We start from the raw sequence: 15,957 nt of genomic DNA on the forward strand, positions 1-15,957 counted from the left end.
GGAGAAGTTACGATGCCTCTCCCGATCATGCTCCTGCTGCTTCTCGCGTCGCCCCAGCAAGTGGCGGCTGCGGCCGTACCAACCGGCGGCCCGGCCTCCGTCGCAGCCGATGCGGCTTACCGGCTGGGAGTGAATGACGAGCTGCAGATCTCCGTCTTTGGAACGCATCCCATCGACGTGAAAACGCGGGTGAAGGAAGACGGCAGCGTCACGGTTCCGATGCTCGGCGACGTGCCGGCCAGCGGGCAAACGACGCGTGAGTTTGCCGAAACCATCGCAAAGCGGCTGCGCAGCGGGAAGCTATACACCAATCCTGTCGTGAATGTCGAAGTGGTGAACTTCGTCAGCAATGCGGTAACGGTATTCGGCAGCCTGCAATCGCCGGGCATCTATCCGCTGGATCGACCTCTGACGCTTGCCATGGCGCTGGCCCGCGCGGGGGGCACCAGAAGCGATGCCGCCGATTACGTGATCCTGAAGCGCGCCGGTCGCCCGGATCAAAGGGTGCGCACGGATGATCCGGAAGGCCTCGGCCTCGCGCAGCCATTGGTCGCTGGCGACACGTTGTTCGTTCCGCCCGCGCCGATGATCTTTGTCTACGGGCAGGTCAACAAGCCCGGTCGAATTCCGCTGCGCTCGGATATGACGGTGATGCAGGCACTGGCCGAGGCGGGTGGACCGACATTGGCGGGCTCCCGGCGACGGGTCACGCTGACCCGGGGCAGCGTTTCGCAAAAGCGTGTCCCGCTGGATGCAAAGGTGCAGCCGGGCGACGTCTTCTACGTCAACGAAAAGCTGTTCTGAATGGCTATCGACCTGACCCATGCGTCCGGAACCTTGGCGCGGCTGCTGCAATGGCTGCGCCGGTTCGCGACGACATTGAACGGTCCGCAGCCAGTGCGACCGGCCATCCCTCAGGCGGCACCCGGTGCTGTGGCAGCAAAGGGGTCGCAGGTGCCGCGCCGTGAAACGCCGGGGGCACCGGCCCGGCCGATCCGCACCGCGCGTGAACTTGCCGGCATCACCGACCCTCGCCGGCAGGCGGTGAACGCCAGCTTCAACAGTACGCAGCCAATCGCCAGCCGTCGGGATCTATATGGGCGAACCCATATGCTGGAGGCGCTGTTTGAGGCTGTCGTGGATCGGCACCAGCACGCCTTGATCTACGGCGCACGCGGATCCGGCAAGACGTCCCTGGTGCGGGTCTTTGCCGATTACGCCGACCAGCAGGGCATGACGATCATTTACACCGCCTGCGAGCCGCAACAGAGCTTCGGCGCGCTGATGGCATTATACCTTGGCGACGTGCCGGACACGGCAGTCGCGCCGCGCGACCTCGCCGCCTTTCGCGAGCGCGCCCGGCTCATCGGGAAGAACAGCGGTGTGCGCGATGTGGTGGAGGCCCTGTCCTTCATCCGGCGTGGGCGAACCGTGTTCATCCTCGACGAATATGATCGCGTGACAGATCCAGAGGTGCGGGCCGAAACGGCCGCGCTGCTGAAGATGCTGTCGGACGCCAGCATCCCCGTGCAGATCATGCTGGTGGGCATCGCGCGCGACTTGCGCCACCTGATCAATGATCACCCGTCGTTGCGGCGGCACCTTTCTGCCTTCCCGCTAGGGCGGATCGACGCGCGCTCCGTACGCGAGATGATACAGAATGGCGGTCAGAAGATCGGCATCACGTTCGATGATGACAGCCAGCAGCTGATCCTCGATCTCGCTTGCGGCTCGCCCTATCATGCACGATTATTCTGCGCCCATGCGGTGTTGCGCACCCTGCGCGAGGGCAGGGAGCAGGTGTCGGGCGCGGCGGCGCTTGCCGGCATCGTCACTGCTGCCGAGGATTGGTCCCGCCTCAGCGGTGAGGACGCAGAACTCTTCCACGATCTCGTCAACGGCCCGCCCGGGGAGACGCACGCGCTTGCCGCGGTGGCACGACTGGCTGCTGTCGAGGATGTGGTGAGCCATGCCCGTTTGCATCAGCTGATCGGCGCTGACGCGACAATGGCGATTGCGCGTTTCGGCCCCGCGTTAGTGCCGGACGGAGCGGATTGCCACGTCTTCCGCGACAGCGTGGCGCCGCAATTCTTTCTCGGGATCCTTGCGACCCATGCCGCACAGGCGAGCGACCCGCACGATCAATCCCCCATCACGTTTTCTGCATCCAGATGAGGCGCCCGCATGCCCTTTCCTGATCTTTTGCGCGGCATCGTGCAGCGCTGGCGATTGATGCTGGCCATCATCGTCGGCACGGCAGTGCTGGCGGCTGTCTGGATCGCATTGACGCCCAGATCCTATGTCGCCTCTGCCAGTTTGCTGATCGATTCCAAGGTTCCCGATCCGGTGGGGTCCACGGGTGATCAGCCCTCCAAGGCTGGCACTGCGCTTGCCACCGAGGCGAAGATCGTCGCGAGTGCACCGATCGCCGCCCGTGTCGCGGCAATGATCGGGCAACTCAACGATCCCGCCGTCCGTCAGGCGTGGATGGAAGCGACAGGCGGAGTACAAAGCCTCCGTGGATGGGCGGCCAAGCGCCTGCTGGCTGGCTTGGAAGTCGTCACGAACTCCACCGATAACCTGCTGGTCATCAGATACACGTCGTCGGACGCAGCAAGGGCCGCACAGATCGCCAACGCCTTTGCCGCTGCTTACACGGCCGAGCGACTCGCCATGAGCACGGATCCGGCCCGAACCTATGCGTCATGGTTCGAACGGCGGATCGGGGAAGCCCGTCGGAAGCTCGAGGCGAGCCAGACCGCGCTCTCCGAATTTCAGCGCAAGCGCGGCATCATCTCCACCGGCTCGATCGACGCGGAGAGCACCCGGTTGGGAGAATTGTCGTCGCAGCTTTCCACTGCGGAAGCGCAGGCCGCCGACGCTCGCGCCCGCGCATCGGTCGGCGGCGCAAACCTCGCCGAAGTGCAGCAAAGCGCCGTTATTCAGGGCCTTCGGTCGCAGATCGCCACCAAGTCCGCACAGATCCAGGAGATGAGCAGCGAACTGGGTGCCAACCACCCGAATATGCGCGCCGCCAATGCCGAACTGGCAGAGCTTCGGGCGAAGCTTGGCAGCGAAACCGGCAAGACGTCGAGTGCGCTAGGCGCTGCGCAGGCCGCTTCCAACTCACGTGAGGCTCAGATCCGGGGGCTTCTGGCGCAGCAACGTGCGCGGATGCTGGCGCTTGCGGATGATCGAAGCACGCTGGAGGTGCTGGAAAGCGACGCCGCTTCCGCGCGGCGGGAATATGACGCCGTCATGCAGCAATTGGCCTCGATGCGGCTACGAAGCACGTTGCCGGCCACGAACGTGCGGGAACTCGACCGGGCGGAGCCGCCGCTGCTGCCCAGCAGTCCCGACATCGCAATCCGCTTCTTGCTGTCGCTGCTGTTCGGATTGCTGCTCGCTGTCGGCGTCGCGGCGGCACTGGAATTCCGTCGTCCCCGGGTCCGGAGCGTAGGCGCATTGCGGGCGCTCAGCGGCGCGCCTGTCCTCGGCGTGGCGCGAATTGGCGCCAAACCACCCTTGTTACCGGGAGCTCAGACGGCATGAGACTTCGTACTCTTGAGCCGAGTTACCGCTCTCACGGCGCGCCGCCCGGCGACGCCGACGATGAAGGTGAACGGACCGCACCTTTCGAGCTTGATACGCATGTGCCTGGCGGCAACGATCCGGTGGATACTCTGGCACAGGCCGCCCGCAACTTGCGGACGATGATCGCTGCGGCGCGGCTGAAGGACGGCCGACCACCGAAGTCGATCGTGCTGCTGAGCGCGGAGGCCGAGCCCGAAACCGCACTGACGGCCGGAAACCTGGCGATCGCAAGCGCTCGTTCGGGGTGGCGAACCCTGCTGGTCGACACCAGTAATGGCCAGGCCGTGCAGACGCGCTTGTTCCGTATCGAGCCGGGCGCGGCAGTGGCCCCGCTTGAGGAAGTGGCGGACCTCGGCGCCTTTGTTCAGCAGACCGCGGTGCCGGACCTGTTCCTGTTGTCGGTCGGTGGTGTGGAACAGTCGAACGTCGGCGGCACGGTCGACCCGCATCGCTTTCTCGAACCGCTGGTCGATGACTTCGATCTGCTGCTGATCGACGCCAGTCATACCAGTACCGATTGCCCGCTTTCCGAAGCTGCCGAGGCGGCCATCGTGGTGCTTCGCCAGGATCACTCCACGGTGAGTTGCGTGGGCGAAATGATCGGCCGCCTGCGCATGCAGGGCACGCCGCTGCTCGGAACGTTTCTGGTCGCCTGATCCGCCTTCGGAGGAGACGCATATGCGCATCGTTCATGTCGTGCGGCAGTTCGCACCCGGTGTCGGCGGGCTGGAAAACTATGTGCGGTGCCTGGTTCGCGAACAACGCCGCCAGGGTCATGAGCCGTCCGTGGTAACGCTGAACCGGCTGTTTGACGCGCCGGATATTCTGCTACCCGATCATGAGGTGATTGACGGGGTGGACGTTCACCGCGTGGCCTACCGCGGCAGCAAACGCTACCCGCTGGCGCCAGGCGTGCTCCGTCATGTGCGCGACGCGGACCTTATCCATGTCCATGCCGTGGATTTCTTCGCGGATTTTCTGGCCCATGCCGGCTTCATCCACCGCAAGCCGATGGTGCTCAGCACGCATGGCGGCTTCTTCCACACGCCTTACGCGCACGGGCTGAAGAAATGGTACTTCAAGCACATCACTGGCCACGCGCTAAAGGGCTATGGCGCAGTGATCGCGTGCAGCCATGCCGATGCAGCGTTGTTCGAACCGATCTGCGGTGATCGCCTGGTCACGGTAGAGAACGGGGTTGAGATCGACCGTTTTTCGAACATCGCCGCGCCGGACGCCAAAACCATCATCTCCTTCGGACGGCTTGCGCCAAACAAGCGACCCGATCTGCTGTTGCAGTGGTTCGCCCGCGTTGCAGAGATTGATCGCGAATGGCGCCTCATCATTGCCGGTCGACCGATGGGGGTGGAGCCGGATGATCTAACGCAACTGGCACGAAGGCTGGGCATCGAGAGCCGGGTGGAAGTGCATGCGCTCCCCGACGATGCACACCTGCGAGCGCTCATCGCAAGCGCCAGCATATTTGCTTCAAGTTCGGCGTTCGAGGGGTTCGGTCTTGCGGCGGTGGAAGCAGCCGCAGCAGGCCTTTACCCGATCCTCAGTGATATACCGGCGCATCGACGCACGCGGGACCGGCTTCGTTTCGGCGATCTGATCGATTTCGAGGATCCTGCCAGTGCCGCCGAGTTCTGCCGGCGCCACGCTGCGGGAGCGTTGCGCCCGCCATCAGCCGACGCGCGTGGCGGCGCGCTCGCCACCTTCACTTGGCCCTATACGGCCGAATGTATCGACTCGGTCTATAAGGAGCTGCTGGGGCAGGAGCGCCGCTGGATCGGCGGAATCGCCGTACAGGCACTGGACGAGCCGCGGGCGATCGCTCAGCTGGAATCGATCGTGGACCGGCACGAACCCAAGGTGGTGTCCTTCTGCAACGCCCATACGGTGACGACGGCGCGTGATGACGGGTCTCTGGTCGCGGCCATGTCGAAGGCGTTGGTGCTGAACGATGGCGTTGGACTCGATATCGCCAGCCGCATTCTTTACGGCAGCCGCTTCCCCGCCAATCTCAACGGCACTGACCTGCTGCCGTCGTTTCTTGCCCATGCCGATAGGCGGCTGCGCGTCTATCTGGTGGGAAGCGCGCCTGGAATCGCGGCGCGTGCTGGTCGCGTGCTGATGCGCCGTTATCCGCACATTGATGTGGTGGGCAGCGCTCACGGCTTCTTCGGTCTGGAGGACGAGCCGGAACTCCGCAATCGGATCAGGCATGCCGCACCCGATGTCGTGCTGGTGGGCATGGGGCAGCCGTATCAGGAAAATTGGGCGGCGCGGAACGTGGAGGCGCTGCGAATGCCGGTGATCTGCGTCGGCGGGTTCATCGACTTCACGGCAGAGGCTACGCAGCGAGCGCCGGAATGGGTGCGGGCAGCGCGTCTGGAGTGGGTTCATCGCGCGCTCAGCGATCCCCGCCGCCTGCTTCGCCGCTACACCATCGGCAATGCCCGCTTCCTGATCGGATTGGTGCGGGAAGCGGCAGCGGGGGTCCATCATGTCGACCCTCGTAACTGGCGTATGCCCGAACGCTCGCCCGAGACTGTGACCAGCAGAGCCTGATCATGGTGGCGTCGCGAAGCAATGGGGGAGCGATGCCCGCGGCGCCCGCTCCGGAGGCGGCGCGAAGGCGTGTGCTTATCGTGTCCCGCCACGATTATCGTACTGGCCGCCGGGCCAGCATCCACTTTCTGGCCGAGGCCATGGCCGCGCAGGGCCACGATGTGCGTTTCGTCTCTGTGGGGTTCAGTTGGCTGTCCCATCTGCGAAAGGATCGGCGCTGCGCCTTTGCCGATCGGGCCAATCAATGGGAGGAACGCGACGGCGTTAAAGCGCTGCTTTGGAAGACGCCGTGGCATGCCGTGGACCTGCCGGGTATCGGAGCGCAGGTCGGCTGGCTCTATGACTTCTGGTCCCTTCTTCCGGGTCGGCAGCTGGACGAGGCCGCGGCCGATGCGGACACAATCATTGTTGAATCGGGCATTGCTCCTGTACTGATCCGCCGGTTGCGGGCGCATGCTCCCAGGGCAACGCTGGTTTATCGCGCGGCCGACCTTCTCGACACCGCTGGTGTTCATCCGCGGGTGCAGCGCATCTTGGAGCGCGACGCGGCCAGCATCGACCTGATCGTCGTCGTCGCGCGCGAGATGCTCCCGCACTTTGCGCATTTTCCAGGTCGAAAGTTACTGATCAGGCATGGCGTCGATCGCGCGCAGATCGAGGCGGCGACACGAAGTCCCTACGCCGGTGGGCGCAATATCGTCTCGGTAGGCTCCATGCTGTTCGACGCCGAAGCCGTGAGCGTTGCCGCTCGTGAACTGCCGGACTGGACGTTTCACTTGATCGGCGCACCCGCTGGCCAGTTTGGCCCGAACGTTAGGCAATATGGCGAGATGCCGTTCGCAGATACGCTGCCGTATCTGCAGCATGCCGATATTGGCCTGGCGCCATATCTTCCTGGTCCTGCAGCGGAATATCTCGCCGACAGCAGCCTGAAGCTGCTGCAATATGGTGCTCTCGGTCTGCCTGCCGTCTGCCCCCACTTCGCCCTCGACGGCAGCGCGCTGCGGTTCGGGTACGATCCTGCGCGCGCGGAGAGCCTCGTGGCCGCGGTGAGGATGGCGGCAGATGCGCCACATCAGGCCCAGCCTGTTCCCGGCTGGGATGACGTTGCTCGGCAGCTGATGGAGGCAATCCATGGCTGAGCAGGCGGAACAGGGCAGCGTCAACATTCAGGCCGCTTGCGCGATCCTGCTGGCCGCAACCGTGCTGTTCAATCCCGCGCTTGCCCTCGCAGGAGCCATTGGCCTTCCACTCAGCGCGTCGCTGGTGGCATCAACGCAGGCGCTGATCGTTGCGGGCGCGCTGATCCTTGGAATGGCGCAGCCGAAGGCGCCGCCTTATGGCTGGATCGCGGCGGTGCTGGGGCTTCTGGCAATCAGCGCGCTTACCGGCGCTGTCCGGTCGCAGTTCGATGCCAAAAGCCTTGGCGATGTGCTGCTGGTGCCAGCCTTCATCATGCTCGGCGCGCGGCTCACCCCCCGAAGGTTGATCGTCACCTTGGTCATGTTGCAGGCCCTGGTTCTGATCGTTGGCATTTGGGAGGTAGCGGACCCGGAGGGGTTCGGCGCGACGTTCAAGATCGCGGAATATTACGTGCGTACTCGCGGCTTTTCCGAAGCGGACTTCTGGGCGGGCGGAGATCTGTTCATCAGCTCGGAACGTCCACAAGGCCGGCTGCTGCTCGCGGGGTCGGGGCTGCACCGCGGGTCATCGCTGTTTCTGGAACCGGTGTCGCTGGGAAATTGGTCAGTTGTCGTGGCAATCGCCACGGCAGTGCTGTGGTCGCGGCTCAGCGTTCTGCTCCGGACAGGGCTGATCGTTTCCACGCTGATGCTGTTGATCATCTGTGACGGCCGGCTCTCGCTCAGCGTCTGCCTGATGCTGCTCGCCTTTCTTCCGATCGCACGACATCTGCCCGAACGGTTCAGCGTCCTCTACCTGCCGGGGTGTATCCTGGCGCTCGTGCTGGCGGCGCGATTTGGCCTCCTGATCGACACCGGCGACACGTTTGCGGGGCGGTTGCGGTACGCAGTGGATGCTTTCGGCCGCCTCAACATCGATCACCTGCTGGGGATAAGCAGCAAGCGCGTGGGGATGGAGGATGCGGGGCTGGCCTATTTCGTCGTTCGCCAATCGATATTCGTGGCGGTTGGCCTGTGGCTGCTGCTGACGCTGACGAGCCTGGGAGACGATCGCGCCGGCCGGATCTGCAAACATGGCTTCATGCTGTTCGTCGTGCTTTGCCTGCCGATCAGCAACGCGCTGCTGTCGATCAAGACCGCTGCGTTCATGTGGGCCGTTTACGGCTTCTGCTACGGTCAGGCGAGGCGCCGTGCCGCGCCCGCGGGACTGGGCGCCCCGGCCAGTACAGGCGACGATCCCCCCACGTTGGATCCTCCGATCATCATCGGCGCGCGCGGCTGGGCGAGCGGGCATGGCTGAGGTGCCCGCCGGCCGAGCCGCGGCGCGGGGAGCAGCGGTGCTTGGGGCATCGCAAGCGGTGCGGATCGTCACCAGCTTTGCCTCCAGCATCTTTGTCGCCCGATTGCTTACACCCGCCGACTACGGCGTGATGGCGATGGTGGCGCCGGTAATGGGGTTCATCCTGATCTTCCAGAACCTTGGGCTCAATCAGGCGGTGATCCAGCGCCCGGTCCTTTCGGCCAGCGAGGCCAACGGCATCTTCTGGCTGAACATCCTTGGCACACTCGCCATCGCCTTGCTCTTCATCCTGATCGCGCCGCTGGTCGGTATGTTCTACGGGGATCAGCGCGTGACCGGGCTGATGGCGGCGAGCGGCCTTTCCGTCATCGCCACCGGCGTCGCCGCGCAACACCTCGCGCTGCTCAACCGGCACATGCGTTTTGCCGCACTCAGCGCCGTGGAAACGGTGAACGCCCTCGTCGGCCTGTTCGCCACCATTCTGCTCGCTTGGTGGCTGCGCAGCTATTGGGCGCTTTTCTTCGGCACCCTGGCGGGCGTCGTGGCAGGCAGCATGCTGGCATGGTGGTGCGAGCGCTGGCGACCCTCGCTACGGCGCCTCGATCTCGCGGCCACTCGGCCGATGCTATCGATGGGCGCCGACATCACCGGCTTTAACCTGCTCAACTTCATTTGCCGGAACCTGGACAATCTGTTGATCGCGAAGCGCTGGGGCGCAGGCGAACTCGGCCTTTACGACCGCAGCTACCGGCTGATGCTGATGCCGCTGCAAACCATCAACCAGCCACTGGGCAAGGTGATGCTGCCCAGCCTCAGCCGGGCGCTGGACCGGCCGGAGGCGTTTCGCGGTATGTATCTGCTCGCAGTTCGCGCGCTGGTGCTAACGATCGTGCCCGGCGCCGTTGCGCTTTCGGCATGCAGCACGACCGTGATGGTGTTGTTATTGGGCGAACAGTGGCGCTCCGCTGGCCCGATCTTCGCCTGGCTGGCGCTTACCGCTGCCATTCAGCCGGTGTCCAACGCTACCGGATGGCTGTTCATCAGCAGCGGCCGTACGCGCCCGATGGTACGGTGGGGCGTCATCTCCGCCGTGATGACGGTAGCCAGCTTCATTATCGGCCTTCCCTGGGGCGCGACCGGCGTTGCTGCCGCTTATGCCATGTGCGAGCTGGGAAGGATCCCGCTGCTGTACCGCATGGCGACCCGCGACACGGCGGTCTCGGCGCAGGATCTGTACGCCGTGCTGATGCCGTCGCTGCTTGGCGCGGGCATGGCCGTGATGGTTGTTCAGGCGATGCGCAATTCGCTTGATCCGCTGTCGCTGCTCGGTGTTGCCATCCTACTCGCCTATGCCTTGGCGACACTCGCGCAACTGACGACCGCGGAGGGGAGGGCTGGGCTCGCCCGACTGGCGGAGCTGGCCCGAAGCGCGGCGAGCCGTACCGGGGGCCGACCTGCCGCCGACTATGGCGGCTGACCAGCGCCGCGCCTCTTTCGGTTAAGCCGCCGCGGTACGCCTGGCGAGCAAGCGGGCGAATGCCTCGCGCGGGCCATGGGCGAGCGCCAGTGCGACGCTGAGCTCCAGATAGCGCCACCGCGCATCTGCATGGGCACGGCGGATGCCAAGGATCGTGGTGCGCAGCTCGCGTCGCATCGCCGGCGGCAGCCCGCGCCCGTGCCGATCCATGAAGCGGGCGATCCCATCGGCGCGGCGAAGCGAGGGCGTGGCGATGCGCTCGCCGGTATGTTCGCGCCAATGGGCGAGCGGCGCCGGCACGACCGCATAAGTGGCGCCATGCTTGATCAGGCGGATGAACAGATCCCAGTCGTTGAAGACGGTCATCTCGGGATCAAAGCCGCGGACGGCGCAGAACAGGTCCGCGCGGATGAGGAAGTTGCTGCCCGTCATCGAACTGCGGTGAGCCAATACGGTGGAGGCGGTTAAGCCCTCGGGGCTGGCTCGGACAACCGGCGCATGACCGGCTTCGTGCCGCACGAGGCCAGACAGGACAAGAGGCGTGCCGGCGCTTGCTGGGCTTGCGAGCTGCTCCAGAAAGTTCGGCATCCAATCGTCATCGTCGTCGAGAAAGGCGAGCCAGTCCCCGGCGCTAACAAAGGCGCCGAGGTTTCGGGATCCGCATGCGCCCGGGCACGCGCTGTTGCGGATATAGCGAATCGGAACCGCGCTGGAGGCAGCGACTCGTTCCGCCACCATTCGGGTGGCCGACTCGTCGGCATCGTCGACGATGATGATTTCGTGCGCAGGGCGGGCCTGCGCGAGCACGCTTTCCACCGCGCGAGAGAGAAGGTCCGCGCGGCGATGTGTGGGGATAACGACGCTGATCTTCATGGTCGCTCCCGTGATCGCAAGAAGGTTCTGCCCGGAACCATGCTACAACGCCGACCCGCCCTGTCCATTTTCCATATTACCTAGCGAGGATTACGTAGTTGCCACCACTGCAAAGCGAGGGGCAGTATTTCCTGTCGCTTAAAGGACGCGTTCTCATGGCTCATCTGTTCTCCGCCATTGCTGTTTCCGAATCTCGAGCAATCCTGTTCTTCAACAGGCGTGCTTCGATCGGTCGGTGAGCAACCGTTCGATTGGAATGGTGCGAAGGTCATCTGTCCTGAGCGGCGGAAATCTCGCCCTGTACCGGCAAAACGCTAGTTATCAATCAACAACCTGTCGTCATGAACTGGGACGGGCGGCCGCAATTACTCAGTGTCGACCTGCAAGCGCGAGCGGCTGGCAGGGTTGCGTACAATAACCCATCGGAAATGAGGAGTATTGAACCCGGTTCATTTCGGGTCGTGTGCCGTGCTGGGAATAGAGGCTCTGTAATACCTTTGATATGAACCCAGTTGTTGAAATATATGTAAGTTCAGCTAGGTAGAGGTCAGAAAAATAAGGTCGCGCCGTTCACAGGTGCTGCCGGAGGATGCTCCGGCCGTCGGGTACAAGGCTTCGGTTTGTCGGGGCGTACTCTGACGTTGGAGGAGGGGCTTGATGCTGGGCTTGCTCGGCAAGGCGGAGCCGCGAGCTTCGGCGCGTAGCTCTGCACTGTCTTCATTGTTCGGGCGGGGAATCCTCCGCAACCGGGCGCTGTCTTCTGCGGCACCAGCACGAGCGGGCGTCGTGGGCCAGCTGTTTACGGACTCGCTGAAGATACGGCGGATGCTCGGCGTTGCCGGGCTGCTCTTGGTCGCCACTGCTGGACGCTTGCTGCTTGGTCCATCCCTGCCCGGCAACATCTATTACGTATTTTACGTTATTGCCGGTTTGCTTGCGTGGTGGCTCGGCGGCGTCAGGCTCGCGCTTCTCACGGTGCTGGTGTCCGTCGCCATCAACGCCGCGTTTCTTCGCGAGTGGGAGGATGTCAGCCGCGAAGGCGCGCCGCTGACCTTGCTGTTATTGTGTTCGGTCGCGCTTGGTCTTGTTGGCATTCGCGCCATTCTGCAGCGCGGCGAGGCGGAGTCGGAGGCCAATCGGCTGACGCGAGCAGCGCTGGAACTGGAGCTGCTGCTGGATAGTGCGGCCGATGTCGCCATCTGCATGCTCGATCCATCCGGGCGCATCGTTCATTGGAATCAGGGTGCCGCTCATGTTCTGGGCTGGCGCGACGGAGAGGCGATCGGCCGGGATCTTTCGCTTTTCGCGCCGGGCACGAACCCGCATGCCGCGCAAGTGTGGCTGGCACGCGCTCGCGAAACCGGGCGGCACGAGAAGTCCGGCGAATGCCAGCGGCGCGACGGGACGCGTTTTCCCGGTCAGCTGACGATCACTTCGATCGGCGATGCGGAGGGAAATCATCGCGGCTTCGGTGTCGTCATCCGCAACGTCACCGTGGAGCTTCAAATCGAACAGGCGGTGCGGCTGCGTGAGAACCAGCTTCGCTTCATCCTCGCGGCGGTGCCGGACGCGACTATCCTCCTCGACGATCAGGGCTATATCCAGCTGTTCAGCCCCGCTGCCGAGCAGATGTTCGGCTATGACGAAAAGGCAGTGATCAATCAGCACGCCTCCATGCTGCTGTGCGAGCAATGGCATTTCGAAGTCGCCAATTTCTTCGCCGATACGACCGAACAGCTGCCAGAGTCGCAGACCACCACGCGGCGCGTGTTCGCGCAGCGGGTGGATGAAAGCACGTTTCCCGCGCAGCTGACGATCGGCACCGCGTCCGCCGGCTCGCGGCGGCTCTACACCGTGTTCGTCCGCGACCTGACCGAGCAGGAAAAGACCCGCGCGATGGTGGAATCGCTGCAGATGGAGGTCCTGCACGGCGCCCGGCTGACCGCGATGGGCACCATGGCATCAACGCTGGCGCACGAGCTAAACCAGCCGATGACCGCCATGGCCAGTTACATCGAGGGGTGCCGGCGATTGCTGGCCCGCTCCAGTGAGCCGCACGACCCACGTATTGACGTTGGGCTGGCGGCCGCCGCCAAGGAAGCGGTACGGGCTGGCCGCTTTATCAGCCACCTGCGCGAATTCGTGTCGCGAGGCGAAACCTTGCTGGCGGTGGAACAGGCGAACGAAGTCATCGCCAGTGGCCTGTCGCTGGTGACGGGGGTGGTGAAGGAAGCGCGCGTAACACTGGATTTCCGCCAGGGGCCGCCCGCCGAGATCTTCGCCGATCGCGTGCAGATCCAGCAGGTCGTCGTCAATCTGGTCCGCAATGCGGTCGAGGCGATCCGCCACGGCGATGCGCGCCTGATCACCGTCAGCGTCGAGGCGCGGCCGGAGGAGGTCGAGGTGCGGATCGACGATTGCGGCGCCGGCTTCCAGCCGGGAATGGCCGAGCAGCTGTTTGACGCATTCGTGAGTACGAAACGCAACGGACTTGGCGTTGGCCTGTCGATCTGCCGCACGATCGTGGAGGCGCATGGGGGGCGCATCTGGGCGTGCCCGTCGCCATGTGGCGGCGCCAGCTTCCGTTTCACCTTGTGCCGAAAAGTGGGGTATGCGCATGGAGAGTAAATTGGTTCACCTCGTCGATGACGAGGAGGAAGTCCGGGCGGCGACTGCCTTCATGCTGGAGGCTGATGGATATGCCGTTCGTAGCTGGCGCAGCGCCACGGCCTTTGTCGATGCCTTGGCGCGGATCGATCCAGGATGCGTGCTTCTCGACATCCGGATGCCCGACATCAGCGGGCTGGAAGTGCAGCAGCAGCTGAAGCAGGCGAGCGTCAACCTGCCCGTGATCGTCCTCACCGGTCATGGCGATATCACTGTCGCGGTGAAGGCGATGCGGGCGGGAGCGCTGACCTTCCTGGAAAAGCCGCCCGAGCGCGAAGCGCTGATGGATGCGCTGACCGAAGGGTTCGATCGACTGGCCGATGCATCCACCGCGGCTGCCCGGGAGGAACAGGCGCGGCGCCTGATTGCCCGGCTCAGCGAGCGGGAGCGTGACGTCCTTGGCGGGCTGACGCGCGGTTTGCCCAACAAATATATCGCGTACGACCTCGACATCAGCCCGCGCACCGTGGAGATCCATCGCGCGAATCTGATGTCCAAACTGGGCGTGCGCAGCCTTTCCGAAGCCTTGCGGATTGCGTTCTCGGCTGATTTCGGCCGCACCAACGAAGGACGTCCGCAGCAGGGCAATCCACGCTGAGCCACCTGAAGCCTCCACGCGCGGGCGCAGATCCCCGCGCCACACGCCACTTCCATCCGCAACAACGTACGCATTTGACCGAAGCCGAACTGCATACCCGACCCTGCTAGAACCGGCGCCACGGCCGGGTCCGGGTAACCCGGTCGCCGGCAGTCACGCGCCCCAGGCCGCGACAGCCGGGGGACGTGGGCACGTCGGGCAGGGGGACAATCGAGAATGCGCATCGTGATGATCGGCACGGGCTATGTCGGCTTGGTGTCTGGGGCCTGTTTCGCCGACTTTGGTCATGACGTGGTCTGCGTCGACAAGGACGAAGCAAAGATCGCGCTGCTCGAGAGCGGTGGCGTGCCGATCTACGAGCCGGGGCTTGAGCAGCTGGTCGCCACCAACGTGGCGGAAGGGCGGCTTTCCTTCACCACGGATTTGTCTGGCCCGGTTGGCGCTGCCGATGTGGTGTTCATCGGTGTCGGCACACCGGCTCGTCGCGGGGACGGGCATGCAGACCTTTCCTATGTCTATGCGGCGGCGCGGGAGATTGGAGCGGCGCTTCGCGGCTTCACCGTCGTGGTCACCAAATCGACGGTCCCGGTCGGTACTGGCGACGAGGTCGAGCGGATCATCCGCGGCGTGAATCCCGGTGCGCAATTTGCGGTGGCATCCAACCCCGAATTTCTGCGTGAGGGCGCAGCCATTGAGGATTTCAAGCGCCCGGACCGGATCGTCGTGGGAGTGGAGGACGAGAGCGCACGCCAGGTGCTGGAGGAGGTGTACCGCCCGCTTTACCTCAATCGCTCGCCCGTGCTGTTCACGGCACGCCGCACCAGCGAGCTGATCAAATATGCCGCCAATGCCTTTCTCGCGATGAAGATCACTTTCATCAATGAGATTGCGGATCTGTGCGAAGCAGTAAGTGCCGACGTGCAGGATGTCAGCCGTGGCATCGGGCTGGACAATCGGATCGGCACCAAGTTCCTCCATGCCGGGCCGGGATATGGCGGGTCCTGTTTTCCGAAGGACACGCTGGCGCTGGTAAAGACCGCGCAGAGCTACGGCTCCCCGGTGCGGCTGATTGAGACCACCGCCGCAATCAACGATGATCGCAAGAGGGCGATGGCCGGCCGCGTGATCGCCGCGGTTGGGGGCAGCGTGCAGGGCAGGACGATCGGCTTGCTCGGCCTCACGTTCAAGCCAAACACCGACGATATGCGCGATGCGCCGTCTATCGACATCGTTCGGGGGCTGATCAGCGCCGGGGCGCGGATCCGCGCTTATGATCCCGAGGGGATGGAGGCAGCCCGCGCCATGCTGCCAGAGGTGACCTATGTCGACAATGCCTATGCGGTGGCAGACGGTGCCGCCGCCGTGGTGCTGGTAACCGAGTGGAACCAGTTCCGCGCGCTTGACCTTTCACGGTTGCGCGAACGCATGGCGTCACCGGTCCTTGTTGACCTGCGCAATGTTTATCACGCCGATGAGGCGGAACGGGCCGGCTTCTACCACGTCGGGATCGGCCGCCCCTTGCGTCCGGTCGAGCAGGCGCGTGCCGCTGAGTGAAGTGGCGCGCAGGCTAAGGCTTGGCGGCGTGCGTGATCCCGCGGGATCGCAGTGAGACCAGGCCGGTAAGCTGGCAAGTAAACGCTGAAAAACTTGGCGGGCTACGATCGGTCGGTAGTTTTTTGCCGCTGACCGGCGCCCGCGAAGTTTGCTGCCGCCCTATAATTGGAATACTTAG

12 protein-coding genes are annotated in these 15,957 nt (G+C 64.3%); 11 read left to right on the plus strand and 1 reads right to left on the minus strand.

Annotated elements, in window-relative coordinates:
* The first annotated feature begins 12 nt into the window (after positions 1–12).
* From LQ954_RS00095 to LQ954_RS00130, 8 genes are all read left to right on the plus strand, one after another.
* Entirely contained in the window at positions 13–804 is a 792-nt protein-coding gene (locus tag LQ954_RS00095) for an SLBB domain-containing protein (protein ID WP_227771120.1), read from the plus strand.
* Complete coding sequence (locus tag LQ954_RS00100) at positions 805–2,175, plus strand: ATP-binding protein (RefSeq protein WP_231021342.1); 1,371 nt, start codon at positions 805–807, stop codon at positions 2,173–2,175. It begins immediately after the preceding gene.
* Between the two features lie 9 nt (positions 2,176–2,184).
* Positions 2,185–3,552 (plus strand): exopolysaccharide biosynthesis protein, encoded by a 1,368-nt coding sequence (locus LQ954_RS00105; RefSeq protein ID WP_231021343.1) that lies wholly within the window; start codon positions 2,185–2,187, stop codon positions 3,550–3,552.
* A complete protein-coding gene (locus LQ954_RS00110; protein WP_231021344.1) occupies positions 3,549–4,250 on the plus strand; it encodes a hypothetical protein in 702 nt (233 codons plus the stop codon). Before LQ954_RS00105 ends, LQ954_RS00110 begins: the two co-directional genes overlap by 4 nt.
* Positions 4,251–4,272: 22 nt before the next feature.
* Complete coding sequence (locus LQ954_RS00115) at positions 4,273–6,168, plus strand: WecB/TagA/CpsF family glycosyltransferase (protein ID WP_231021345.1); 1,896 nt, start codon at positions 4,273–4,275, stop codon at positions 6,166–6,168.
* 80 nt (positions 6,169–6,248) lie between these two features.
* On the plus strand, positions 6,249–7,310 hold the full coding sequence (locus LQ954_RS00120) for a GumK N-terminal domain-containing glycosyltransferase (RefSeq protein ID WP_231021346.1): 1,062 nt from the start codon (positions 6,249–6,251) through the stop codon (positions 7,308–7,310).
* The gene (locus LQ954_RS00125) at positions 7,303–8,610 is read left to right on the plus strand and encodes a polysaccharide biosynthesis protein GumE (RefSeq protein WP_231021347.1); all 1,308 of its coding nucleotides are present in this window, start codon (positions 7,303–7,305) and stop codon (positions 8,608–8,610) included. The genes LQ954_RS00120 and LQ954_RS00125 overlap by 8 nt, the downstream gene beginning before the upstream one ends.
* Positions 8,603–10,087 (plus strand): lipopolysaccharide biosynthesis protein, encoded by a 1,485-nt coding sequence (locus LQ954_RS00130; protein ID WP_231021348.1) that lies wholly within the window; start codon positions 8,603–8,605, stop codon positions 10,085–10,087. Before LQ954_RS00125 ends, LQ954_RS00130 begins: the two co-directional genes overlap by 8 nt.
* Before the next feature lie 21 nt (positions 10,088–10,108).
* Here the strand turns inward: LQ954_RS00130 and LQ954_RS00135 are convergent, their stop codons facing one another.
* Positions 10,109–10,960 carry a glycosyltransferase family 2 protein gene (locus tag LQ954_RS00135; RefSeq protein WP_231021349.1) on the minus strand — a complete coding sequence of 284 codons (852 nt, stop codon included), beginning with the start codon at positions 10,958–10,960 and terminating at the stop codon, positions 10,109–10,111.
* A 657-nt stretch (positions 10,961–11,617) separates the two neighbouring features.
* Between LQ954_RS00135 and LQ954_RS00140 the strand changes: the two genes are divergently transcribed.
* From LQ954_RS00140 to LQ954_RS00150, 3 genes are all read left to right on the plus strand, one after another.
* A complete protein-coding gene (locus tag LQ954_RS00140; RefSeq protein ID WP_227771129.1) occupies positions 11,618–13,588 on the plus strand; it encodes a PAS domain-containing sensor histidine kinase in 1,971 nt (656 codons plus the stop codon).
* Positions 13,578–14,225, plus strand: a complete 648-nt coding sequence (locus LQ954_RS00145) for a response regulator transcription factor (protein WP_227771130.1) — start codon at positions 13,578–13,580, stop codon at positions 14,223–14,225. Before LQ954_RS00140 ends, LQ954_RS00145 begins: the two co-directional genes overlap by 11 nt.
* A gap of 216 nt (positions 14,226–14,441) precedes the next feature.
* On the plus strand, positions 14,442–15,779 hold the full coding sequence (locus tag LQ954_RS00150; RefSeq protein ID WP_231021350.1) for a UDP-glucose dehydrogenase family protein: 1,338 nt from the start codon (positions 14,442–14,444) through the stop codon (positions 15,777–15,779).
* Positions 15,780–15,957: the final 178 nt, after the last annotated feature.

This window comes from Sphingomonas sp. IC-11, from assembly GCF_021043365.1.
Taxonomy (GTDB): Bacteria; Pseudomonadota; Alphaproteobacteria; order Sphingomonadales; family Sphingomonadaceae; genus Sphingomonas.